Source organism: Streptomyces sp. NBC_01723 (assembly GCF_036246005.1).
GTDB lineage: Bacteria > Actinomycetota > Actinomycetes > Streptomycetales > Streptomycetaceae > Streptomyces.
Genome location: NZ_CP109171.1, coordinates 4915756 through 4939041, shown reverse-complemented (window position 1 = coordinate 4939041; position 23286 = coordinate 4915756). Strand labels below are relative to the sequence as shown.

18 protein-coding genes are annotated in these 23286 nt (G+C 72.8%); 5 read left to right on the top strand and 13 right to left on the bottom strand.

The annotated features are described in order from the left end of the window. Positions 1-29 precede the first annotated feature (29 nt). From OIE75_RS23020 to OIE75_RS23010, 3 genes are all read right to left on the bottom strand, one after another. A complete protein-coding gene (locus tag OIE75_RS23020) occupies positions 30-2852 on the bottom strand; it encodes a protein kinase (RefSeq protein ID WP_329471998.1) in 2823 nt (940 codons plus the stop codon). Between the two features lie 152 nt (positions 2853-3004). Then, a complete protein-coding gene (locus tag OIE75_RS23015) occupies positions 3005-5041 on the bottom strand; it encodes a protein kinase domain-containing protein (protein WP_329474036.1) in 2037 nt (678 codons plus the stop codon). Positions 5042-5188: 147 nt separating this feature from the next. Next, entirely contained in the window at positions 5189-6895 is a 1707-nt protein-coding gene (locus OIE75_RS23010) for a glycerol-3-phosphate dehydrogenase/oxidase (protein WP_307014645.1), read from the bottom strand. Between the two features lie 285 nt (positions 6896-7180). On the opposite strand from OIE75_RS23010, the gene OIE75_RS23005 reads away from it, so the two are divergent. Further along, entirely contained in the window at positions 7181-8389 is a 1209-nt protein-coding gene (locus OIE75_RS23005) for a nucleotide sugar dehydrogenase (protein ID WP_122615802.1), read from the top strand. Between the two features lie 106 nt (positions 8390-8495). Here the strand turns inward: OIE75_RS23005 and OIE75_RS23000 are convergent, their stop codons facing one another. The 4 genes from OIE75_RS23000 to OIE75_RS22985 form a co-directional block, all read right to left on the bottom strand. Then, positions 8496-9620: a GuaB3 family IMP dehydrogenase-related protein gene (locus OIE75_RS23000; protein ID WP_114530049.1), complete on the bottom strand. Its 1125-nt coding sequence runs from the start codon at positions 9618-9620 to the stop codon at positions 8496-8498. A gap of 115 nt (positions 9621-9735) precedes the next feature. Beyond that, entirely contained in the window at positions 9736-11241 is a 1506-nt protein-coding gene (gene guaB, locus OIE75_RS22995; protein ID WP_329471997.1) for an IMP dehydrogenase, read from the bottom strand. 149 nt (positions 11242-11390) lie between these two features. Next, positions 11391-11978 (bottom strand): sigma-70 family RNA polymerase sigma factor, encoded by a 588-nt coding sequence (locus OIE75_RS22990; protein WP_064729392.1) that lies wholly within the window; start codon positions 11976-11978, stop codon positions 11391-11393. Positions 11979-12488: 510 nt separating this feature from the next. Then, on the bottom strand, positions 12489-13100 hold the full coding sequence (locus OIE75_RS22985; protein ID WP_003948568.1) for a response regulator transcription factor: 612 nt from the start codon (positions 13098-13100) through the stop codon (positions 12489-12491). Positions 13101-13506: 406 nt separating this feature from the next. Here OIE75_RS22985 and OIE75_RS22980 point away from each other — a divergent pair, with 406 nt between their 5' ends. Next, positions 13507-13845 (top strand): WhiB family transcriptional regulator, encoded by a 339-nt coding sequence (locus OIE75_RS22980; protein ID WP_307014642.1) that lies wholly within the window; start codon positions 13507-13509, stop codon positions 13843-13845. Between the two features lie 72 nt (positions 13846-13917). On the opposite strand, the gene OIE75_RS22975 is transcribed toward OIE75_RS22980, so the two are convergent. Beyond that, positions 13918-14868 carry a LysR family transcriptional regulator gene (locus tag OIE75_RS22975; RefSeq protein WP_307014640.1) on the bottom strand — a complete coding sequence of 317 codons (951 nt, stop codon included), beginning with the start codon at positions 14866-14868 and terminating at the stop codon, positions 13918-13920. A gap of 82 nt (positions 14869-14950) precedes the next feature. Between OIE75_RS22975 and OIE75_RS22970 the strand changes: the two genes are divergently transcribed. Both OIE75_RS22970 and OIE75_RS22965 read left to right on the top strand, forming a co-directional pair. Beyond that, positions 14951-15619, top strand: a complete 669-nt coding sequence (locus tag OIE75_RS22970; protein ID WP_329471996.1) for an MOSC domain-containing protein — start codon at positions 14951-14953, stop codon at positions 15617-15619. A 95-nt stretch (positions 15620-15714) separates the two neighbouring features. Further along, positions 15715-16488: an SDR family NAD(P)-dependent oxidoreductase gene (locus OIE75_RS22965; RefSeq protein WP_307014637.1), complete on the top strand. Its 774-nt coding sequence runs from the start codon at positions 15715-15717 to the stop codon at positions 16486-16488. A gap of 180 nt (positions 16489-16668) precedes the next feature. Here OIE75_RS22965 and groL read toward each other — a convergent pair whose 3' ends face one another. The 4 genes from groL to OIE75_RS22945 form a co-directional block, all read right to left on the bottom strand. Next, positions 16669-18291 (bottom strand): chaperonin GroEL, encoded by a 1623-nt coding sequence (gene groL / locus OIE75_RS22960; RefSeq protein WP_161327667.1) that lies wholly within the window; start codon positions 18289-18291, stop codon positions 16669-16671. A gap of 133 nt (positions 18292-18424) precedes the next feature. Continuing rightward, on the bottom strand, positions 18425-18733 hold the full coding sequence (gene groES / locus OIE75_RS22955) for a co-chaperone GroES (protein ID WP_003974211.1): 309 nt from the start codon (positions 18731-18733) through the stop codon (positions 18425-18427). Positions 18734-19030: 297 nt separating this feature from the next. Next, the gene (locus OIE75_RS22950) at positions 19031-19759 is read right to left on the bottom strand and encodes a polysaccharide deacetylase family protein (protein ID WP_329471995.1); all 729 of its coding nucleotides are present in this window, start codon (positions 19757-19759) and stop codon (positions 19031-19033) included. Beyond that, positions 19756-20721, bottom strand: coding sequence for a polysaccharide deacetylase family protein (locus tag OIE75_RS22945; RefSeq protein ID WP_329471994.1), 966 nt, complete (start codon positions 20719-20721; stop codon positions 19756-19758). Before OIE75_RS22945 ends, OIE75_RS22950 begins: the two co-directional genes overlap by 4 nt. 90 nt (positions 20722-20811) lie before the next feature. Here OIE75_RS22945 and OIE75_RS22940 point away from each other — a divergent pair, with 90 nt between their 5' ends. Continuing rightward, positions 20812-21993, top strand: coding sequence for a class I SAM-dependent methyltransferase (locus OIE75_RS22940; protein WP_307014632.1), 1182 nt, complete (start codon positions 20812-20814; stop codon positions 21991-21993). A 21-nt stretch (positions 21994-22014) separates the two neighbouring features. Here OIE75_RS22940 and OIE75_RS22935 read toward each other — a convergent pair whose 3' ends face one another. After that, complete coding sequence (locus OIE75_RS22935; RefSeq protein WP_329471993.1) at positions 22015-23265, bottom strand: RNA polymerase sigma factor; 1251 nt, start codon at positions 23263-23265, stop codon at positions 22015-22017. Between the last annotated feature and the right edge of the window lie 21 nt (positions 23266-23286).

Sequence of the window (23286 nt, the reverse complement as noted above, 5' to 3'; positions counted from 1 at the left end):
CGGGAGGCAACCATCGGGGCGAACTGCGGTCAGCGCGTGTACTGGTAGGTCGCCGAGGCCTGTTCGAACAGTCGGCTCACCTCGTCCCGCTCGGCCTCCGGTCCCCGCACCTGCACCACGTGGTAGCGGCCGTCGATCAGGATGGCGACGTTGCGCACGAACAGCTCGCCGCCTGCACCGGTCCAGGTGAACTGGCCCTCCGCCATGGTCCGTCCGCCGACCTCGATGGTCTTCAGCCCGCTGGAGGTGGCCCAGCTGGAGGCGCGGTAGGGGGCCAACTCGGGCTCGCCGTCGCGCTGGTAGACCATCGGGTCGTCGCCGAACTCGGAGGTGCGGTCGCGGCCGGGCACGACCAGCAGCTCGAAGCCGCCCTTGCCGTACACGACCTGGCCGCTGCCGTTGCGGGGGGTGCGGGTCCAGTCCTCGGCGACGGCGACGCGGAAGCCCTCCGGGTCCTTGCGCAGGGTGAACCCGTCGGCGACGTTCGACTGGGTCTCGGTGGAGCCGCCGTCGGTCTCCGAGTCGCCGGGGGTGGTCCCCGGGGACGTCTGCTCGGGTCGCGGCTCGCTGCTGACGTCCGGTGACCCGGCGGGCGGCGCCTGGCTCGCGTCGCCGGCGGTGCCGGTGCGGTCGGCGGCGCCGGAGTCGCGCGTGTCGCTCTTCGGCAGGAAGAACATGGCGTACGCGACGGCTCCGGCGAGGGCGAGCAGTATCAGCAGGAGCAGGGTCCGGCCGAGGCTGCGCGGCGAGCGGTCGGGTTCCGCGCGGCCCCGCTTGTGGCGGCCGTGGTGCGCGGGCAGTCCGGCCCGGCGCCGGCGCACCAGTTCGCCGCGGCGGCGCACGATCGGCAGCCGGCTGCGGCCGGTCTCGGCGGGCGGGGCCGAGATGACGTGCAAGCCGGCTTCGGGCTCGGGCGCGGAGCGCACGAGGGAGCGCAGCCAGCCGCTCAGTTCCTCGAAGTCGATGCGCTCGGTGGGGTCCTGACGCAGCAGCGACTCCACGACCGGCCGCAGCGGGCCGCACTCCTCGGCGAACGCCGGGGGCTCCGCGCACACGATCTGCACCAGCTCGGCGGTGGACTCCTCCGGGTAGGGCGCGTGCCCCTGTACGGCGCGGTAGAGCAGCGCGCCCAGCGCCCACAGGTCGGTGGCGGGGCCGATGGGCGCGGCCAGCTGCCAGTTCTCGTGCACCGGCCCGGCCTGCTCGGGCGCCCACCGCTCGGTCACCGGGCCGACCACGGCCATCCGCGTCTGCCGGGCCCGCTCGGCGGCGAGCGCGGTGGCGGGCCCGCGCGGCGCGGCGGTACGGGCGACGAGGTCGTCCCAGCGCCCGGAGGTCACCGGCCCACCCTCCTGCGCCGGGACGGCGTACCCGGCGGTGTCCCCCGGCCGGGGGGCGGGGGGCAGGGCGCGGCCGGATGCGGCCGGATCGCCGGGGAGGCGGGGGGCGGGGGGTGCCGGGTCACCGGTGAGGCGGGGTGCGGAGGTCGCGGGGTCACCGCCGAGGGGGGGTGCGGGGGTCGCCGGGTCACCGCCGAGACGGGGCGGGGCGGATGCCGGGTCGCCTCCGGTGCGGGGCGTGGCACCGTGCCAGGAGGTCGGGCGGACGCCGTAGGGGTCGGCGATCTGCCCGGGCGGTACGGCGGCGCCGTGCCCGGCGTCCTCGGCGGGCGGGCCGACTCGCTCGGCGCCGTGGGCGGATCCGGGACCGGCGTCCGCATGCGGCGGCCGGCCCGCCTCGGCGCCGGAGGCGGGGTAGCCGCCGGGTCGGCCGGTGTCGGCGCCCTGGCCGGGTGGCCCCGTCGTGTCGTCGGGGGCGGGGCGGGCCCCCGGGAGGGCGGCGCGGCCGTTCTGGGCCTCCTGGACGCGGGCGGCGGCACGGGCCCCGGCGCGGTACGCGGCGATCGCGCCGGCGCGGGCGGCGCGGATGTCGCCGCTGGTGTCGAGCTGAGCGGGCGCGAGCCCGGCGGGTGCGCCCGGTCCCACGGCCCCGGGCACCGGCAGCCCGCCGACGCCCCGGGCCTCGATGGCGGCCCGCCGGGCGGCCTCCGGGTCGGCGTCACCGGGGCCGAGGATTCCGGAGTCACCGGAACCCAGGATTCCGGCCCGCGCTCCGACCGGCCCCGGCAATCCGGGCCCGGCGCCGCCCGGCCCGGGCACACCGCCCCCGGGGCCGAAGGTTCCGTTGGGGTCGAGCGGGCCGGGGGCGGGGTCCTCGTCGGGCGGCGGGACGGGGTCGTACCCGCACAGCGCCTCCTCGGCGGCCCCGACCGCCAGGCCGGTCAGCATCACCCGCCCGTCGTCGCAGACCAGCACGGTGCGCGCGGTGATGTTGCGGTGCACCCAGCCGTACGTGTGCAGCACCCGCAGCGCCAGCAGGATGTCGGAGGCCACCTCCGCCGCGCGGTACGGCGTCAGCGTCTGCTCGGCGAGGAGCGCGGCCAGCGGCCTCGCGGCGACCAGCTCGCTGACGATCCACAGCGACCCGCCCTCGGCGAACACGTCGAAGACCTGGTCGAGGCGCGGGTGGTCGGGAACGGCGGCGGCGGCCTGCGCGGCCTCGACGGCCCGCCGAACCACGGGGTCGGCCGGCCGCCGGATGCCGGTGCTCCCGCCGGAGGATCGCCTGCCGGGGTGCCGGACGCCGCCGTCACGGGCCGTGAAGCCGTCGGGCAGACCGTCCGCGTCGAGCACCTCGGCCTCGACGACCTCCGGCAACGGGACCTGCCGGACCAGGACTTCCTGACCGCTGTACGTGTCGAAGGCCCGGGTCTCGGTGAGTTCGTACTCGTCGGACGGCGGCAGGGGCAGGCGGTAGCGGTCGGCGAGCACCCGTCCCGCATAGTCGTCCACGTCGCCACCCCCGGCAGCCCGTCGGTCAATTCCGTTCGCCCGGCGGGCCGTTCCGGCTGCGTACGGTCCGCAAGCACTCACGATACGTGCCGGAGGCAACCCGCAAAGAGCTGATGCCAGATATCGGGCCGCTCAAACCCGGAGCCGTCCGCTCAGGACTTGGGTTCGAAGGACTTCGTCAGGGTCTGCCAGGTGTCCCGGCGCAGGTCGCCGTCCCAGTCGTCGGCCTTCGCGGTGTACATGAGCGCGTAGCCCTGGTGGTCGTTGACGACGAATCCCCGGTCCACGGTGCGGTACTTGGTGCCGCCGTCGGTGTAGGTGAACTCCCAGTCGGCGGTGTTCCAGCCCCGGTAGCCCACCTTCTCTATGCGGATCTTCTTGTACTGCGAGCGGACCATGTACCGCTCCTGGTTCTCCCAGTCGGCGACCGGGTCGCCCTTGGGCGTGGAGGTCCAGGCCACCAGCAGCTTCTGCCCGCCGGGGCCGGTGAACCGGTCGCCGGAGGCACCCGTGGAGGCGAACCTCCAGCCCTCCGGCAGCCCGATGCGGTATCCCTGGCCGCCCTTGTGGGTGGCGGCCACGTCCTCCTCGCCCTCGGAGGACTTCCCGGCGTCGTCCGAGGACCCGCCGTCCGCGTCGCCGGAGGCGCTCGCGCCGCCGTCCGGCGTGCCGCTCGCGTCACCGTCCGTCGCCGGGTCGGAGGCGGCGCCGTCGGTGCCGGTGCCGCCCTCGTCGTCCTGCTTGGTCTCGCCGCTCGGTCCCGCGGAGGCGACGGGCTTGCCGCCGTTGCCGCCCTCGGCCCCCTTCTCGTCGTCGCCGCCGAGGGTGAGCGCCAGCACGGTGCCGAGCACGGCGAGCGCCACGATCACCGCGATGACGATCAGCGTCCGGCGCGGCACCACGTCGGTGAGCGGTGCCCGGGGCACGGGCCTGGCCGGCAGGTCCGGCGGCGGCACGACGGGCCAGCCGGAACTCCGCTTGCCGCCGGGAGCGTTCGCGCCCTGCGCGCCGGCGCCCGAACCCTGCGCCGATCCCGTCGCGGCGGCCGTCGCGGCGGCACCGGACGCGGCGGTACCGGACGCGCCCGCCCCCGTGGAACCGGGGTCCTCGCCGGACCCGGAGCCCGTACCGCCCTGCCTGCTCCGCGAGGCGGCGGCCGCACCGGCCGCACCCGCCCCGACGGCGGCCTTGCGCACCGAGCGCAGCGCCCCGCGCAGCCGCTCCCCGGCCTCCTCGGCCCGCTTGCCGCCGGCGCCGCCCCGGCGCGTCCGCTCTTCCGGCTGGGGCGGGATCGGTACGACCTTGGTGGCGTCGGCCGGATCGATCTCGTCGGGGGCGGGCGCGTGGATGACCTTGGTCAGCATGGCGCGGGCACCGGCGTCGTCGAGCCGGTGGGCGGGGTCCTTGTTGAGCAGCCCGTAGATGACGTCCCGCAGCGGGCCGGCGTTCTTCGGCTCCTCCAGGTTCTCCGTCATCACCGCGGTGAGGGTCGCGATCGCGGAGCCCCTGTCGTAGGGCGGGGTGCCCTCGACGGCGGCGTACAGCAGCCCGCCGAGCGACCAGAGGTCGGCGGCCGGTCCGGGCTTGTGGCCGCGGGCGCGCTCCGGGGAGATGTAGGAGGGGGCGCCGACGAGCATGCCGGTGGAGGTGATGGACGGGTCGCCCTCGACCTGCGCGATGCCGAAGTCGGTGAGCACGACCCGGCCGTCCTCGGCGATCAGCACGTTGGACGGCTTCACGTCGCGGTGCAGGATGCCCTCGCGGTGCGCCGAGCGCAGCACGTCGAGGACGGCCAGGCCGACCTCCGCGGCGCGCTTGGGCTCGAGCAGACCGTCCTCACGGATGGCCTCGGCGAGCGACTTGCCCTCGACGAGTTCCATCACGATCCAGGGCCGGTCGTCCTCCTCGACCACGTCGTAGACGGTGACGGCGCCGTTGTTGCGGATCCGCGCGATCGCCTTGGCCTCGCGCAGCGTGCGCGTGATCAGGCGCCGCTTCTCCTCCTCGTCGATGTTGCCCGGGAACCGCAGCTCCTTGACGGCAACCGTGCGTCCCAGGGTCTCGTCCTGGGCCCGCCACACCGTCCCCATGCCGCCGCGGCCGAGCACGTCCCCCAGCCGGTAACGCCCGGCGAGGAGACGTGCGCTCTTGTCCGTACGGGGTGTCCCCGCCCGCTCCGCGTCCGACATGCGTCCCCTCATGCAACCCGCCCTGACAGAGCCTTCATTGTCCCTCACGCGACAAGTGCTCGACGCCCAGGGTGCCACGGGGGCCCGGGCGGCGCGGGGGACGGACCGTGCGGCGGGCCCGAAGGGTCCGGCCCGCCGCCGCGGACGCTACCGGGACACGATGTCCGGCGCCCCCAGCCGGGCCGCGTCGGCCGTCAGGTCGTCCGGCTGGCGCTGCGACTCCCGCTCCGCCTCGACCCGCTTCTCGTAGTGCTGGACCTCGCGTGCGACCTGGTCCGTGTCCCAGCCCAGCACCGGTGCCATCAGCTCGGCGGCCTCACGGGCGCTGCGCGTCCCGCGGTCGAAGGTCTCGATGGAGATGCGGGTGCGCCGGGTGAGGACGTCGTCCAGGTGCCGAGCGCCCTCGTGCGAGGCGGCGTAGACGACCTCGGCGCGCAGGTAGTCGTCGGCGGCGTGCAGCGGTTCGCCCAGCGAGGGGTCGGCGGCGACGAGTTCCAGCACCTCCTCGGCCAGCGACCCGTACCGGTTCAGCAGGTGTTCCACGCGCACCACGTGCAGGCCGGTGCGCGCGGCGATCCGGGCCCGCGCGTTCCACAGCGCCTGGTACCCCTCGGCGCCGAGCAGCGGGGTCTCCTCGGTGACGCTGTCGGCGACCCGCAGGTCGAGCCCGTGCACCGCCTCGTCCACGGCGTCCTTGGCCATCACCCGGTACGTCGTGTACTTGCCGCCCGCCACGACGACCAGGCCGGGCACCGGGTGCGCGACGGTGTGCTCGCGCGAGAGCTTGCTGGTGGCGTCGGACTCGCCGGCCAGCAGCGGGCGCAGCCCGGCGTAGACGCCCTCGACGTCGTCGCGCGTGAGGGGCACCGACAGCACCGAGTTGACGTGCTCCAGGAGGTAGTCGATGTCCGCGCTGGAGGCGGCCGGGTGGGCCTTGTCGAGGTCCCAGTCGGTGTCCGTGGTGCCGATGATCCAGTGCCGGCCCCAGGGGATGACGAACAGCACGGACTTCTCGGTGCGCAGGATGAGCCCGGTGGTGGAGTGGATGCGGTCCTTGGGCACGACGAGGTGGATGCCCTTGGACGCCCGGACGTGGAACTGGCCGCGCTCGCCCACCATCGACTGGGTGTCGTCGGTCCACACCCCGGTCGCGTTCACGATCTGCTTGGCGCGGATGTCGTACTCCCCGCCCGCCTCGACGTCCTGGACGCGGGCGCCGACCACGCGTTCGCCCTCGCGAATGAAGGAGGTGACCCGCGCTCGGTTGGCGACCTGGGCGCCGTACGCCGCGGCCGTGCGCACCAGGGTGGCGACGAAGCGGGCGTCGTCCATCTGCGCGTCGTAGTACTGGAGCGCGCCGACCAGCGCGTCCTTCTTCAAGGCGGGTGCCACCCGGAGGGCGTGAGAGCGGCTCAGGTGACGGTGCATCGGCAGGCCCCGCCCGTGGCCGCGGGCCATGGACATGGCGTCGTAGAGCGCGACGCCCGAGCCCGCGTACAGCCGCTCCCAGCCCTTGTGCTGCAAGGGGTACAGGAACGGCACCGGCTTCACCAGGTGCGGCGCCAGCCGTTCGAGCAGCAGGCCGCGCTCCTTCAGCGCCTCCCGGACGAGCGCGAAGTCGAGCATCTCCAGATAGCGCAGGCCGCCGTGGACCAGCTTGCTGGACCGGCTGGAGGTGCCCGACGCCCAGTCCCGCGCCTCGACCAGGCCGGTCGACAGGCCGCGCGTCACGGCGTCCAGCGCGGTACCCGCGCCGACCACGCCGGCGCCCACCACCAGTACGTCCAGTTCGCGCTCGGCCATGGCCGCGAGCGACTCGGCGCGCTGCGCCGGCCCCAGTGTCGCTGTCCTCACTGCTGCCTCCCGCTGTGGTCGCGTCGGCCGCACCCGTCGGGCGAAGCCCGTCTCCTGGTACCCACCATGCCCAGATTCTGTCCGCCCTGCCCGCCATCGGCCGCCGCACGCCCTCAGCCTGTGGACAACGTCCCGCAGGTCACCGTCGAGACTCACCCGAAACGAGGCAGATCAATCCCACAAATCGGTCATATTTACTCCTAGTCTGACGTTGTGCTCGCCCGTCCTGTCCACCGGGCTTGCGCATCTGTCCCGCTTCGGCTACTGGGAAGGGTGGCCCACGCCATGCCCGCAGATCTCGCCGTCATCGGACTCGGCCCGTACGGCCTGCCCCTGGCCCAGGCCGCCGTCGCCGCCGGCATCCCCACCCTCGGCTACAAGACCGGCCCCGAGGCCGGCCCCCTCTCCCCAGCCGAGCTGCGCCGGATGCTCGCGGCGGGCTTCCGCACCGCCGCGGGACCGGCCGAGGTGGGCCGGGTGCGCACCGCGGTCATCTGCGCGCCCACCCCGCCGGCGCCGGACGGCGGCCTGGACCTGACCCAGGTCGAGGCCGCTGCCCGCACGCTCGCCGCCCACATGCGCCCGCACACCACGGTGATCCTGGAGTCGCCGGTGCGCCCGGGGACCACGGAGGAGTTCCTGCGCCCGATCCTGGAGCAGGGCTCCGGGCTGCGCGCGGGCCGCGACTTCCACCTCGCCTACTCCCCCAGCCGCGTCGACCCCGGCAACCGCGACTTCACGCCCGCCAACACTCCGAAGGTCATCGGCGGCCTCACCCCGGCCTGCACCGAGTCGGCCGCCGCCTTCTACGGCCGCCTCACCGACAAGGTGGTCCGCGCGCGAGGCCCCCGGGAGGCTGAGACGGTGCAGCTCCTGGAGACCAACTTCCGCCACGTCAACATCGCCCTCGTCAACGAGATGGCCGTCCTCTGCGACGACCTCGGCGTCGACCTGTGGGACGTGCTGCGCTGCGCCGAGACCAAGCCCTTCGGCTTCCAGGCCTTCCGCCCCGGCCCCGGCGTCGGCGGCCACTCCGTCCCCCAGGACCTGACCGGCCAGGCCCCCCACAGCCTGCGCATGGTGGAGGTCGCCCAGCGGGTCAACGCGCAGATGCCCCGCTACGTCGTCCAGCGCGCCGCCGCCCTCCTCAACGAGCACGGCAAGTCCGCGCGCGGCGCCCGCGTCCTGCTCCTCGGCGTCACCTACAAGGCCGACCTCGCCGACCAGCAGGCCACCCCGGCCGAGGAGATCGCGACCCGCCTGATGGGGCTGGGCGCCGCCGTCAGCTACCACGACCCGCACATCCCATCCTGGAACGTCGCGGAGCGCCCGGTCCCCCGCGCGGACTCCCTCTACGAGGCGGCCGCCGACGCCGACCTGACGATCCTCCTCCAGCAGCACCGCACGTACGACCTCCAGGGCCTGTCGGTGAAGGCCCAGCTCCTGCTGGACACGCGCGGGGCGACGCCCACGGGGGCGGCGCACCGGCTCTGAGCGCCCGCCGCCGCTGAGCTCCCGCCGCAGCCTCTGAGCGGGACCGCAGACGCGAAGGGGCCCGGAGCAGTCCGCTCCGGGCCCCTTCACTACGCCGTCCGGGTGATTACCGCCGGTGCTGCGAGTCCGCCACGGTGACCTCGACCCGCTGGAACTCCTTCAGCTCGCTGTAACCGGTCGTGGCCATCGCGCGGCGCAGCGCCCCGAAGAAGTTCATCGAGCCGTCCGGGGTGTGGGACGGGCCGGTGAGGATCTCCTCTATGGTGCCGACCGTGCCGAGGTCGACCTTCTTGCCGCGGGGCAGCTCCTCGTTGACGGCCTCCATGCCCCAGTGGTTGCCCTTGCCCGGCGCGTCGGTGGCGCGGGCCAGCGGGGAGCCCATCATGACGGAGTCGGCGCCGCAGGCGATGGCCTTGGGCAGGTCGCCGGACCAGCCGACGCCGCCGTCAGCGATGACGTGCACGTACCGGCCGCCGGACTCGTCCATGTAGTCGCGGCGGGCCGCGGCCACGTCCGCCACCGCCGTCGCCATGGGCACCTGGATGCCCAGCACGTTGCGCGTGGTGTGGGCGGCGCCGCCGCCGAAGCCGACGAGGACGCCCGCCGCGCCGGTGCGCATCAGGTGCAGGGCGGCGGTGTAGGTGGCGCAGCCGCCGACGATGACCGGGACGTCCAGCTCGTAGATGAACTGCTTCAGGTTCAGCGGCTCGTGCGAGCCGGAGACGTGCTCCGCCGAGACCGTCGTACCGCGGATGACGAAGATGTCCACGCCCGCGTCCACGACGGCCTTGGAGAACTGAGCGGTGCGCTGCGGGGAGAGCGCGGCGGCGGTGACCACGCCCGAGTCGCGCACCTCCTTGATGCGCTGCCCGATCAGCTCCTCCTTGATGGGAGCCGCGTAGATCTCCTGGAGGCGGCGGGTCGCGGTCTCCGCGTCGAGACCGGCGATCTCGTCGAGCAGCGGCTGCGGGTCCTCGTGCCGGGTCCAGAGCCCTTCGAGGTTGAGCACGCCGAGGCCGCCCAGCTCGCCGATGCGGATGGCGGTGGCCGGGGAGACGACCGAGTCCATGGGAGCGGCCAGGAACGGCAGCTCGAAGCGGTAGGCGTCGATCTGCCAGGCGATCGAGACCTCCTTCGGGTCCCGCGTACGGCGGCTGGGGACGACGGCGATGTCGTCGAAGGCGTACGCCCGGCGGCCGCGCTTGCCGCGCCCGATCTCGATCTCAGTCACGTCTGTGGCCTTTCCCTGATGCGTTGCAGCGCCTTCCAGTATCCCCGACGGGCACGGCGGGGCACCGCAGAGGGCGGCCCCGGATGGTCCGGGGCCGCCCTCGGGAGGCTGCTGCCTACTTGCTGCGGCTGTAGTTCGGTGCTTCGACCGTCATCTGGATGTCGTGCGGGTGGCTCTCCTTGAGGCCGGCGGAGGTGATCCGCACGAACCGGCCCTTGGACTCCATCTCCTCGATGGTGCCGGCGCCCACGTAGCCCATGGTCTGGCGCAGACCGCCGACGAGCTGGTGCAGCACGTTGCCCAGCGGGCCGCGGTAGGGCACCTGGCCCTCGATGCCCTCGGGCACGAGCTTGTCGTCGGAGGCCACCTCGGCCTGGAAGTAGCGGTCCTTCGAGAACGACTTGCCCTGGCCGCGGGACTGCATGGCGCCCAGCGAGCCCATGCCGCGGTACGACTTGAACTGCTTGCCGTTGATGAACTGCAGCTCGCCCGGCGACTCCTCGCAGCCCGCGAGCAGGCTGCCCAGCATCACCGTGTCGGCACCGGCGGCCAGCGCCTTGCCGATGTCGCCGGAGTACTGCAGGCCACCGTCGCCGATCAGCGGGACTCCGGCGGGCCGGGCGGCGAGGGAGGCCTCGTAGATCGCCGTGACCTGCGGGACACCGATGCCGGCGACGACGCGGGTGGTGCAGATGGAGCCGGGGCCCACGCCCACCTTGATGCCGTCGACACCCGCGTCGATCAGCGCCTGGGCACCGTCACGCGTGGCGACGTTGCCGCCGACGACGTCGATGCCGACGCTCGACTTGATCTTCGACATCCAGCTCAGGGCGTTGCTGTTGTGGCCGTGCGAGGTGTCGACGACCAGGAAGTCCACCCCGGCCTCGGCGAGCGCCTGGGCACGGTCGAGCGCCTCGGGGCTGGCACCCACGGCGGCGCCGACGATCAGGCGGCCCTCCGCGTCCTTCGCGGCGTGCGGGTACTGCTCGGCCTTCACGAAGTCCTTGACCGTGATCAGGCCCTTCAGGACACCGTCGCCGTCGACCAGCGGAAGCTTCTCGATCTTGTGGCGGCGCAGCAGCTCCATGGCCTCGACGCCGGAGATGCCGACCTGGCCGGTGACCAGCGGCATCGGCGTCATGACCTCGCGCACCTGCCGGGAGCGCTCGCTCTCGAAGGCCATGTCGCGGTTGGTGACGATGCCGAGCAGCCTGCCCGCCTCGTCGGTGACGGGTACGCCGCTGATGCGGAACTTGGCGCACAGCGCGTCGGCCTCGGCGAGGGTGGCGTCCGGGTGGATGGTGATGGGGTTGGCCACCATGCCGGACTCGGAGCGCTTGACCAGGTCGACCTGGTTGGCCTGGTCCTCGATGGACAGGTTCCGGTGCAGGACGCCGACACCGCCCTGGCGGGCCATGGAGATCGCCATGCGGGATTCGGTCACCTTGTCCATCGCCGCCGAGAGCAGCGGGATGTTGACCCGCACGTTGCGGGAGATGCGGGACGAGGTGTCGACCGCGTTCGGGAGCACCGCGGAGGCGCCCGGCAGCAGCAGCACGTCGTCGTAGGTCAGCCCGAGTGTCGCGAATTTTCCGGGCACTCCGTCGACGTTGGCAGTCATGACACCTTCCCCAAATGGCCTTGATCGGTGCGGATGTCCATGCTAACGGGAAGCGGACGTGGCTCATTCCACGATCAGGAAGGCCTGCGATCTTCGTAGTTTTGTACGGACAGGTGCCGCCGTCCGTTCACAGCGGCAACCGGCGGAGATCACTGCTCCGCCAGCGCCCGCAATCGGCTCAGCGCCCGATGCTGGGCGACCCGCACGGCACCGGGTGACATTCCCAACATCTGGCCGGTCTCCTCGGCCGTGAGCCCGACCGCGATGCGCAGCAGGAGCAGCTCACGCTGGTTCTCGGGCAGGTTGGCCAGCAGTTTCTTGGCCCAGGCGGCATCGCTGTTGAGCAGCGCGCGCTCCTCCGGGCCCAGGGAGTCGTCCGGCCGCTCGGGCATCTCGTCGGACGGGACGACGGTCGAGCCGGGGTGGCGCATCGCCGCGCGCTGGAGGTCGGCGACCTTGTGGGCGGCGATGGCGAAGACGAACGCCTCGAAGGGCCGGCCGGTGTCCTTGTAGCGGGGCAGCGCGAGCAGCACCGCGACGCAGACCTCCTGGGCGAGGTCCTCGACGAAGTGGCGGGCGTCGCCGGGCAGGCGCGACAGACGGGTACGGCAGTAGCGCAGCGCCAGGGGGTGGACATGGGCGAGCAGGTCGTGCGTGGCCTGCTCGTCCCCGTCGACGGCGCGGTGGACGAGCCCACCGACCGTCCCCTGGTCGCGGGGCGCCTCGTCGTCACGCATCGGTCCATCGTGCCTTGCGGCCGTCCGATCCGTGGCTCCGTGCCCGCTGTTGTGCACCGAAGCGTTATGAGCAGGTGCGCCGGAACTCATCCCCTGCGCCCTCCCCTTCCGCTTGACCGACTGGTCCCCGAGGAACTCCACACCTCAAGGATGCGGCATCGGCGGCGAAACGAGCAGCGGGCACCCGGCGGGTCGCCTTGTCGCCCCCGCTCACCTCGCGATAAGCGGGGAATGTCACGCCCCCGACGGGGCCTTTCCGCGTCCATCGCGTGGGTGCCCCACCGGGCCTCCACCGCACGGGTGCCCCTAGGGCCTGCTGCGACAGTCCCGTCGTCCGCCCGAAGGGCGGGCCGGGCGGCGTCAGGTGCGTGCTCTCGGCGTGCCGGGCGCTGGGCCTCGTACTGGAGGTACTTGGCGCAAGGCCCGGTGCGGCGAGAGTGCGTGCATGGCGTCGCCCGGCTGGGGGCACCTCCCGGCCGGAGACCGGGGAAGGGACTTTCGCAGCAGGCCCTAGCGGACCAGGCCCCACCGGAAGCCGAGCGCCACGGCGTGCGCGCGGTCCGAGGCGCCGAGCTTCTTGAAGAGCCGCCGGGCGTGGGTCTTGACGGTGTCCTCGGAGAGGAACAGCTCGCGGCCGATCTCCGCGTTGGACCGGCCGTGGCTCATGCCCTCCAGGACCTGGATCTCACGCGCGGTGAGCGTGGGCGCGGCGCCCATCTCGGCCGAGCGCAGCCGGCGCGGGGCGAGCCGCCAGGTCGGGTCGGCGAGGGCCTGGGTGACGGTGGCGCGCAGCTCGGCGCGCGAGGCGTCCTTGTGCAGATAGCCGCGGGCACCGGCGGCGACCGCGAGGGCCACGCCGTCCAGGTCCTCGGCGACGGTGAGCATGATGATGCGCGCCCCGGGGTCGGCGGACAGCAGCCGCCGGACGGTCTCGACGCCGCCCAGGCCGGGCATGCGCACGTCCATCAGGATCAGGTCCGAGCGGTCGGCACCCCAGCGGCGGAGGACTTCCTCGCCGTTGGCGGCCGTCGTCACGCGCTCGACGCCGGGCACGGTCGCCACCGCGCGGCGCAGCGCCTCTCGGGCAAGCGGGGAGTCGTCGCAGACGAGGACGGAAGTCATGGCCGTCCTCCGCAGCTCTTGCGCGTCACGTTGAGCCTCCAGGCTGGTACGAAATCGTCACCTGTGCGGTCGACCGTCCCGGACGCCCGCCCGAGCACTTGTTCCTTCAACCGCCTCCGCACTCTCAACGATGGTCACTCGAAAGAGTTACGGGGCTGTGTGTCGTCTTCGGCACTCTACGTGAGGGGGCGGCCACGCAGCAGACATGCGCGTCGGACCCGCGCCGTTTCATCACAACCGGTGCCCCATTTAGCCGCTTTTCTTCCACTTCGGCGGTGTCTGAGGCTAGATTCGCAATGAGTCATATTTTCATCTCCTTAGATCGTAGTTGTACGGTCGTGGATGCTGGGTCGCCGCATCGCCGCATCGCCGGGATTCACCCATATCGGCAACAAGGGGTCACGCAATGGCAGATTTCTCCCGCCTTCCAGGACCGAACGCGGACCTGTGGGACTGGCAGCTCCTGGCTGCGTGCCGCGGGGTGGACAGCTCGCTCTTCTTCCATCCGGAGGGCGAACGCGGTGCGGCACGGAGTGCTCGTGAGAACTCGGCCAAGGAGGTCTGCATGAGATGCCCGGTCCGCGCCGAGTGCGCGGCGCACGCGCTGGCGGTGCGTGAGCCGTACGGCGTGTGGGGCGGGCTGACCGAGGACGAGCGCGAGGAGCTCATGGGACGGGCGCGCCACCGCCTGGTGTCGGCGTCGGCGTCCGGACCGGCCGGCGGGGACGAGTCCGCCCACCACTGAAGGAACGTTTCTTTGCGGGGGTTCTCAGACCAGAGGGTTCTCAGACCAGAGGGTTCTCAGCGCACGGGGTTCTCAGCGCAGGGGATTCTCAGAGGGGTTCGGCCCACGTGCCGCCGACAGGCGCGCGGCCGCACGGGCCAGCTCGTCCAGCGTCGCCGCCACCGCGGGCACCTGGGCCAGGTCGGGCAGGCTGAGCGCGACGATCTCCCGCCGCACCGCCGGCTCCAGCGTCACCGTGCGCACACCGCGGGGCCGTACGGACTCGACGGCGAGCTGGGGCAGGACGGCCACGCCCAGGCCGGCGCCGACCAGGCCGACGACGGCCGGGTAGTCGTCGGTCGCGAAGTCGATGCGGGGGGTGAAGCCGGCTCCCTCGCAGACCTCGACCAGCTGGCCCCGGCAGCGGGGGCAGCCCGCGATCCAGGACTCCCGGGCCAGCTCTCCGATGGCCACGGGCCCGGCGGACTCCGCGCGGGCCAGCCGATGCCCGTCGGGGACCAGCGCCACCAGGCGGTCGGTCAGCAACGGCCGTACGACGAGGTCGTCCCACTCCTCCGCGCCCGCCGCACCCTCGTAGCGGAAGGCGAGCGCCACGTCGCAGTCGCCCTCGCGGAGCAGCTCGACGGAGTTCGGCGGCTCGGCCTCCTCCAGGGAGACCCGGGTGCCGGGGTGCGCGGCACGCAGGGCGGCCAGGGCGTTGGGTACGAGGGCGGAACTGCCGCTGGGGAAGGAGACCAGCCGGACCCGGCCGGCGCGCAGCCCGGCGATGGCGGCGACCTCCTCCTCGGCGGCCGTGAGCCCCGCGATGATCCCGGCGGCGTGCCTCACCAGCGCCTCACCGGCCTGGGTGAGGCGCATCTCACGCCCGGTGCGGACGAGCAGGGGGGTGCCGACGGAGGACTCCAGGGCCTTCATCTGCTGGCTGACGGCGGGCTGGGTGCAGCCCAGCTCGCGCCCGGCGGCGGAGAAGGAACCGGTCGATGCCACGGCGCGCAGCACACGGAGATGACGAGCCTCGATCACACCCACGAGGATAAGTGACCCTTTGAACCGAACGACGAATATCGCGTCGACACTTTGATGAGGATTGTCCTACCGTTCGGCCATGAAGCTTCTGTCTGTCAACCTCGGCCGCGCGAAGACCGTGCCGTACACGGACCACCCGGAGGGCGTCACCGGCATCGACAAGCGCCCGGCCGACGGCCCCGTGCGGGTGGCGGCGCCCGGGCCGACGGGCGTCGGGGCGAGCGGGCTGGCCGGCGACACGGTGTGCGACACCCGTCACCACGGCGGCGAGGACCAGGCGGTCTACGCGGTGGCCCGCGAGGACCTGGACGACTGGGAACGCGAACTGGGCCGTGCGCTGCCCAGCGGCTCGTTCGGCGAGAACCTCACCACCACGGGCCTGGACGTCTCCGGCACCTTGATCGGCGAGCGCTGGCGGGTCGGTCCCGACCTGCTCCTCGAAGTGACCTCCGGGCGCATCCCCTGCCGCACCTTCCAGGGCCACATGGGTGAGCAGCGCTGGGTGAAGCGCTTCACGGAGAAGGCCGCGCCGGGCGCGTACTTCCGGGTGGTGGAGCCCGGCGAGATACGGGCGGGCGACCCGGTCCGCATCGTGCACCGGCCCGACCACGAGGTGACGGTGGCCCTGCAGTTCCGGGCCGTCACCACCCAGCGGGAGCTGCTGCCGCAGCTGCTCGCGGCGGGCGGGGCGCTGCACCCGGAGGCGCTGGCGCAGGCGCGGAAGTACGTGGCGAGGTACGGCGGCTGACCGCTCCTCACCAGTACTTTCTTCACGGTCCCTTCACCGGTGGCGGGACCGGTGAGCGAAGTGGACCTGTCCACTTCTCCGCCTAACCTTGCGCCATGACAACGGCATTGATTACGGGATCGACGGCGGGCATCGGCGCCGCGTTCGCCCGCCGGCTGGCGGCCGACGGACACAACCTGGTGCTGGTGGCCCGCGACACCAAGCGGCTGCACGAACAGGCCACCGAGCTGCACGACCGGCACGGCATCGAGGCGGAGGTGCTGACGGCCGACCTGTCCACGGACGCCGGCATCGAGGCGGTGGCCTCCCGGCTGGGCGAGCGCAGGCACCCCGTCGACCTGCTGATCAACAACGCCGGCTTCGGCAACAAGGGCAAGTTCCTCGACGTCTCCATGGCCGACGAGCTGACCATGCTCAAGGTGCACTGCGAGGCGGTGCTGCGGCTGACCTCGGCGGCGGTGGAGGCGATGCGGGAGCGCGGCCGCGGCGGCGTCGTCAACGTGGCCTCGGTCGCCGCCTTCGTACCGCGCGGCACCTACGGCGCGTCCAAGGCGTGGGTCGTGCAGTTCACCCAGGGTGTGGCGAAGGACCTGGCCGGCAGCGGCGTACGCCTGATGGCCCTGGCCCCCGGCTTCGTCCGCACGGAGTTCCACGAGCGGGCCGGCATGGGCACGGACAACATCCCGAACTGGATGTGGCTCGACGCGGACAAGGTCGTCGCGGCCGCCCTGGACGACCTCTCCCGAGGCAAGTCCCTCTCGATCCCGGACCCCCGCTACAAGACCCTGATGGGCGCGGCGAAGCTGGTACCGCGGGGAATGCTGGGCGGGATCAGCTCACGGACAGGGCGCAAGTACGGGCCGCAGTAGACGAAGGCATCCCCCAGAGGGGCGCCCCGAAGGGGCGCGGGGAACTGCGCGAGCAACCACGACCGTGCCGCACCCGGCACCAGACCCGCCGGGGCAGACGCGGCCCCGCCGCCGGCGCCCCAAAGAAATAGCGCCCAGCCCCCCGCAGGGGACTGGGCGCCGTTCCGCTCAGCGCAGCGCTCAGTGGGCGTGGCCGTGGCCGTGGCCCGCCTCGGCCGGCTCCTCTTCCTTCTTCTCGACGACCAGGGTCTCGGTCGTCAGGAGGAGGGAGGCGATGGAGGCCGCGTTCTCCAGGGCGGAGCGGGTGACCTTCACCGGGTCGATGACGCCGGCCTTGACCAGGTCGCCGTACTCGCCGGTGGCGGCGTTGAAGCCCTGGCCCTTGTCCAGCTCGGCGACCTTGGAGGTGATGACGTAGCCCTCCAGGCCGGCGTTCTCGGCGATCCAGCGCAGCGGCTCGACGGCGGCGCGGCGGACGACCGCGACACCCGTGGCCTCGTCGCCGGTCTTGCCGAGGTTGCCGTCCAGCACCTTGACGGCGTGGACCAGCGCGGAGCCACCACCGGAGACGATGCCCTCCTCGACCGCGGCGCGGGTCGCGGAGATGGCGTCCTCCAGACGGTGCTTGCGCTCCTTCAGCTCCACCTCGGTGGCGGCGCCGACCTTGATCACGCACACGCCGCCGGCCAGCTTCGCGAGGCGCTCCTGGAGCTTCTCGCGGTCCCAGTCGGAGTCCGTGGACTCGATCTCGGCCTTGATCTGGTTGATGCGGCCCTCGACCTCGTCGCGCTTGCCGGCACCGTCGACGATCGTGGTGTCGTCCTTGGTGACGGTGATGCGGCGGGCGGTGCCGAGCACGTCCAGGCCGACCTGGTCGAGCTTGAGGCCGACCTCCTCGGAGATGACCGTGGCGCCGGTGAGGACCGCCATGTCCTGGAGCATCGCCTTGCGACGGTCGCCGAAGCCCGGGGCCTTCACCGCGACGGCGTTGAAGGTGCCGCGGATCTTGTTGACGACGAGGGTGGAGAGCGCCTCGCCCTCCAGGTCCTCGGCGATGATCAGCAGCGGCTTGGAGGCGTTGGCCTGGATGACCTTCTCCAGCAGCGGCAGCAGGTCCGCGATGGAGGAGATCTTGCCCTGGTTGATCAGGATGTACGGGTCTTCGAGGACGGCCTCCATGCGCTCCTGGTCCGTCACGAAGTACGGCGACAGGTAGCCCTTGTCGAAGGCCATGCCCTCGGTGAAGTCCAGCTCCAGACCGAAGGTGTTGGACTCCTCGACGGTGATGACACCGTCCTTGCCGACCTTGTCCATCGCCTCGGCGATCAGCTCGCCGACCTGCTGGTCCTGGGCGGACAGCGCGGCGACGGCGGCGATGTCGGACTTCTCGTCGATCGGCCGTGCCGTGGCGAGGAGGTCCTCGGACACGGCGGCGACGGCCGCGTCGATGCCCTTCTTCAGCAGCGCCGGGGAGGCGCCGGCGGCGACGTTCTTCAGGCCCTCGCGGACCAGCGCCTGGGCGAGCACGGTGGCGGTGGTGGTGCCGTCACCCGCGATGTCGTTGGTCTTGGTCGCCACCTCCTTCACCAGCTGGGCGCCGAGGTTCTCGTACGGGTCCTCGACCTCGACCTCGCGGGCGATGGTGACGCCGTCGTTGGTGATGGTGGGGGCGCCGAACTTCTTGTCGATGACGACGTTGCGGCCCTTGGGGCCGATCGTCACCTTCACGGTGTCGGCGAGCTTGTTGACGCCGCGCTCGAGGGCGCGACGGGCGTCCTCGTCGAACTTCAGGATCTTCGCCATGGGAGCGTGAGCCCTCTTCCGGAAATCTCGGGGTTATACGGCAACTGCGCCCCCGACGCCCGGCTTTTTATGGTCGCGGGAGCCAGGGGCGCAGCTGGAAAGCAAAGTGCTTCGGTGAAGCGAAGTACTACTTCTACTTCTCGACGATCGCGAGCACGTCGCGGGCCGAGAGGACGAGGTACTCCTCGCCGTTGTACTTCACCTCGGTGCCGCCGTACTTGCTGTACAGCACGACGTCGCCGACGCTGACGTCGAGCGGAAGGCGGTTGCCGTCCTCGAAGCGGCCCGGGCCCACGGCCAGGACGACGCCCTCCTGGGGCTTCTCCTTGGCAGTGTCCGGAATGACCAGGCCCGAAGCCGTGGTCTGCTCGGCGTCGAGCGGCTGGACCACAATGCGGTCCTCGAGCGGCTTGATGGCAACCTTGGAGCTGGTGGTCGTCACGATCCGACCTCCCCCTTCGGAGATCTCACGGGGTTAACTGTCTGAGGTGGCGACCAGGTGGATCCGTCGTCGCGGGTGCCGGACCTGCCCGTCGCGTAGTTGGCACTCTCCAGTGGGGAGTGCCAGACCTGAGACTATGACTGCGATTAGCACTCGGTCAAGCGGAGTGCCAATGCCCGCGGCGCGTCGGCGGGGTTTTCATGTGAACGCCGGTCTGTGGAGCGCACTCGGCGTGGGCGTGGGCCTCGCTGGGGGCCGCGCCCCCAGACCCCTCTTTCGGCCTGGACGGCCTCGCCCTCAAACGCCGGACGGGCTGACGGTGAGGTAGTCGTCCAGGGCGGCCACTCTCAGGCCCTGGCCCTCGATCGTCTCCAGCAGATCCGCCGTGCGGGCGGCCGCGGTCACGGACACGATGTCGCCGGCGTGCAGGCGGTGGTCGCCTCGGGTGTAGGTCAGCTCCCCGTCGGTGTTCAGGGCCGCCCGCCACAGGACGACCGCCGTGATGCCGCAGTCGGCCGCGGCGCGCAGGGTCGTGGTGTCGTACTGGCCGTACGGCGGGCGGAAGAGGTGGGGGCGGACGCCGAAGCGGGACCTGAGCTTGGTCTGCTGGCCGCAGATCTCGGCGCGCTGGCCGGCGTAGGGCAGGCCCCGCAGGGAGCGGTGGTCCAGGGTGTGGTTCTGCAGGCTCGCGCCCACCGAGCGCAGCCCGGCGAAGTGGCCGTACGCCGGTCCGGCCACGGTGTCGGTGAGGAACAGGGTGACGGGGAGGCGCCGCTCGCGGACCAGGGCCGTGAAGCGGGGGTCGCGCTCGGCGCCGTCGTCGTAGGTGAGGAAGACGACCCGGTCGGTGGTGCGGACGTGGTCCACGACGGGCGGGAGGTTCCGGTTCTGGTCGCCGCTCCGGTCGCCGCCCCGGGCCGGTTCCCCGGCGGCCGGGTGTCCGGCGGGGCCGGCGAACTGGGCGCATCCGGTGAGCAGTACGGCGGCCAGGGCGGCCACGGCCGGCCGGAACCGCCCTCGCCTCACAGGTAGTCCTCCAGGCGGGCCACCGCGTAGCCCTCGGCGGTGATCCGGTTCAGGAAGCGCCGGGCCATGTCGGTCATCGTGCCGTCCCAGTCCTCGCGGCCCCGGAAGTGGGTGAGGACGATGTCCCCGGGGTGCAGGTCCCGGTCCCACTCGCGGTACTCCCAGTGGTCGACGAACACCTCCTCGCTCCAGATGGGCGCGTACTCGATGCCGCAGTACTTCGCGGCGCGCAGGGTGTCGCGGTTGTAGTTGCCGAAGGGCGGGCGGAAGAGGACGGGGCGCTTGCCGTAGCGCTTCTCCATGACCTCCTGCATGCCGCAGATCTCCCGCTTCTGCTCCGCGTAGGAGAGGCCGGGGAGGTAGGGGTGGCTCAGGGTGTGGTTGTTGAGGGTGACCCCGCGGGCCTGCATCTTCTTGAAGTAGCCGTAGTCGTCCTTGATCTCCTCGTCGGTGAGGAAGACGGTGTACGGGATCTTCAGCTCGCTCATCATCCTCAGGAACGCCCGGTCCTTCTCGGCGCCGTCGTCGATGGTGAGGAAGACGATCTTCTCCTTGGTGGGGATCGTGGTGAAGACCGGCGGGAGGCCGTCCTCCTCCTGGCCCTCGACCTCGAAGCCGTCGCGCGCCTTGATCTCCGGCTTCTTGGCGGGGGGCGCGGGGGCGGTCAGCGGGACCTTTCTGAGGTCCCAGCGCTTGGCGGCGGCGACCCGGGCGGCCTGGGCCGCGCGCAGTCTGGCCGCGTACCCGTCGAGCGCGCGGGCCGGGGGTGCCTGGAGGGGCTCCTGGCCATGGGCACCCCGGACGTCCGAGGTGTCCTGCGCACAGCCGGCGGCGAGGGAGGCCACGGCGAGGACGGCGGTGACAGCGGTGACGGTGGCGGCGCGTCCGCGCGGTCCGGGGGCAGTCGCCGCCCGCAGCACCCGCGACGCCCGGCTTTTGTCATTTTGTACGACTGCTCGCATGGTGCCGGATCCTCGCAGTCCCGGGCCGCCGGACCCCGTCCGACACCGCGCCGGAGGCACACCATCCACCGACTGGCCCACAATGAGGCGGTGAACGACCTCGACGCCCTGCTCTCCCTGCTCACCCCCGAAGGCCGCGCACTCCTCGACGAGGTGCGCGACACCGACCCCGCGCGGGAGTTGGCCGTCGCCACCCGGTTGCGCCGCGAGCACCCGGCAGCGCTGGTGTCGGCCGCGCTCGGACAGGCGCGGCTGCGGCAGCGGGCGGCGGCGAAGTTCGGCGCCGGGGACGCGGGGCGGATGTTCTTCACGGCCAACGGGGTCGAGCAGTCCACGCGGGCGAGCGTGGCGGCGTACCGGGCGGAGCGGTTCGCGGCTCTGGGTGTCACCTCCGTGGCCGACCTGTGCTGCGGGATCGGGGGCGACGCGATCGCGCTGGCCCGGGCCGGCATCCGGGTGCTGGCGGTGGACCGCGACCCGGCGACCGCGGCGGCGGCCCGTGCCAACGCCGAGGCGCTGGGGCTCGCCGAGCTGATCGAGGTGCGCGAGGCGGATGTCGAGGCGGTGGACACCAGCGGGTACGACGCGGTCTTCGTCGATCCGGCCCGGCGCGGCGGCAGGGGGAGGATCTTCGACCCCGAGGCGTACTCGCCGCCGCTGTCCTGGGCCGTCGGCGCGGCTCGCACGGCCTCCCGTGCCGCCGCGCTGAAGGTGGCGCCCGGCATCCCGCACGAGGCGGTGCCGGAGGACGCCGAGGCCGAGTGGATCTCCGACGGCGGGGACGTGAAGGAGGCGGTGCTGTGGTTCGGCGGCGCGGCGGGGGCGGTGCGGGCCACGCTGCTGCCCGGACCCCGCACCCTGCCCGGCACCGGCCTGCCCGACCCGGAGGTCCGCGCACCCGGCCGGTACCTGTACGAGCCGGACGGCGCCGTGATCCGCGCCCACCTGGTCGCCGAGGTCGCCGAACAGGTCGGCGGCGGGCTGCTCGACGCGACCATCGCCTACGTCACCGCGGACGAACTGCTGCCGACGCCGTACGCCACGGCGTACGAGATCACCGACCTCATGCCCTTCAACGTGAAGAAGCTGAAGGCACTGCTGCGGGAGCGCCGCGTCGGCACGCTGACCGTGAAGAAGCGGGGGTCCGCGGTCGAGCCGGAGGAGCTGCGGCGGAAGGTCAGACCGCAGGGGCCGAACGCGGCGACCGTGTTCCTGACCCGGGTCGCGGGAGCGCCGACGATGCTGGTCGGTCAGCCGGTGCGGAAGCCGTAGGACCTGCCCGGCGGACCGGCCCTAACCGCACTCCTCCGCCCGGCGGATCAGCAGTTCGCGCTCGCGTTCGTTGCGGGTCAGGGACGCGGCCCGCTCGAACTCCGTGCGCGCCTCGGCCGGGCGGTCCAGGCGGAGCAGGAGGTCGCCGCGGACGCTGGGGAGCAGGTGGTAGTCGCGCAGCGCCGGTTCGGCGGCCAGGGCGTCGACGAGGGCCAGCGCGGGGGCCGGGCCCTCGGCCATCGACACGGCGACCGCGCGGTTGAGTTCGACGACCGGGGACGGGGCGCGGGCGGCGAGCAGGCCGTAGAGCGCGGCGATGCGCGGCCAGTCGGTCTCCTCGTAGCGGTGTGCCGTCGCGTGGCAGGCGGCGATCGCGGCCTGGAGGACGTACGGGCCCGGGGCACCGGAGCCGGCCGTGGCGTGGGCGTGGTCGAGGGCGGTGATGCCGCGGGCGATGAGCAGCCGGCTCCAGCGGCGGCGGTTCTGGTCGCGCAGGAGGACCGGCTCGCCGTCGGGGCCGGTGCGGGCGGCGGTACGGGAGGCCTGGAACTCCAGCAGCGCCGTCAGACCGTGCACCTCGGGCTCCTTCGGCATCAGGGCGGAGAGGACGCGGGCCAGGCGCAGGGCGTCCTCGCACAGGGCCGGGCGGAGCCAGTCGTCGCCCGCGGTGGCCGCGTACCCCTCGTTGAAGATCAGGTAGATGACCTCCAGGACCGATCCGAGGCGGGCCGCCCGGTCCGGGCCGTACGGCACCTCGAAGGCGACGTTCCTCGTGGCCAGGGTGCGTTTGGCGCGCACGATGCGCTGCGCGACCGTCGGCTCCGGGACGAGGAAGGCACGGGCGATCTCGGGCGTGGTCAGGCCGCCGAGCAGCCGCAGGGTCAGGGCGATGCGGGCCTCGGCGGAGAGCACCGGGTGGCAGGCGGTGAAGACCAGCCGCAGCAGGTCGTCGTCGATGTCGTCCGGGTCGGCGGGCTCCACCGGCGGCGTCTCGGCGGGCAGCTCGCGGCCGATCTCCGCGAGCTTGCGGGCGTAGGTCTCCCGGCGCCGGATCAGGTCGACGGCACGGCGCCGGGCGGTGGCCATGAGCCAGGCGCCGGGATTGTCGGGCACGCCGTCCCTCGGCCACTGCTCCAGGGCGGCGACCAGGGCGTCCTGCGTGAGTTCCTCGGCGATGCCGACGTCCCGCACGAGCCGGGCGACGCCGGCGACGACGCGCGGGGTCTCCAGTCGGAAGACGGTCTCCAGGGCCTCGGTGGGCTGCGGTTCCACAGCCCACCATGCAACACCCTC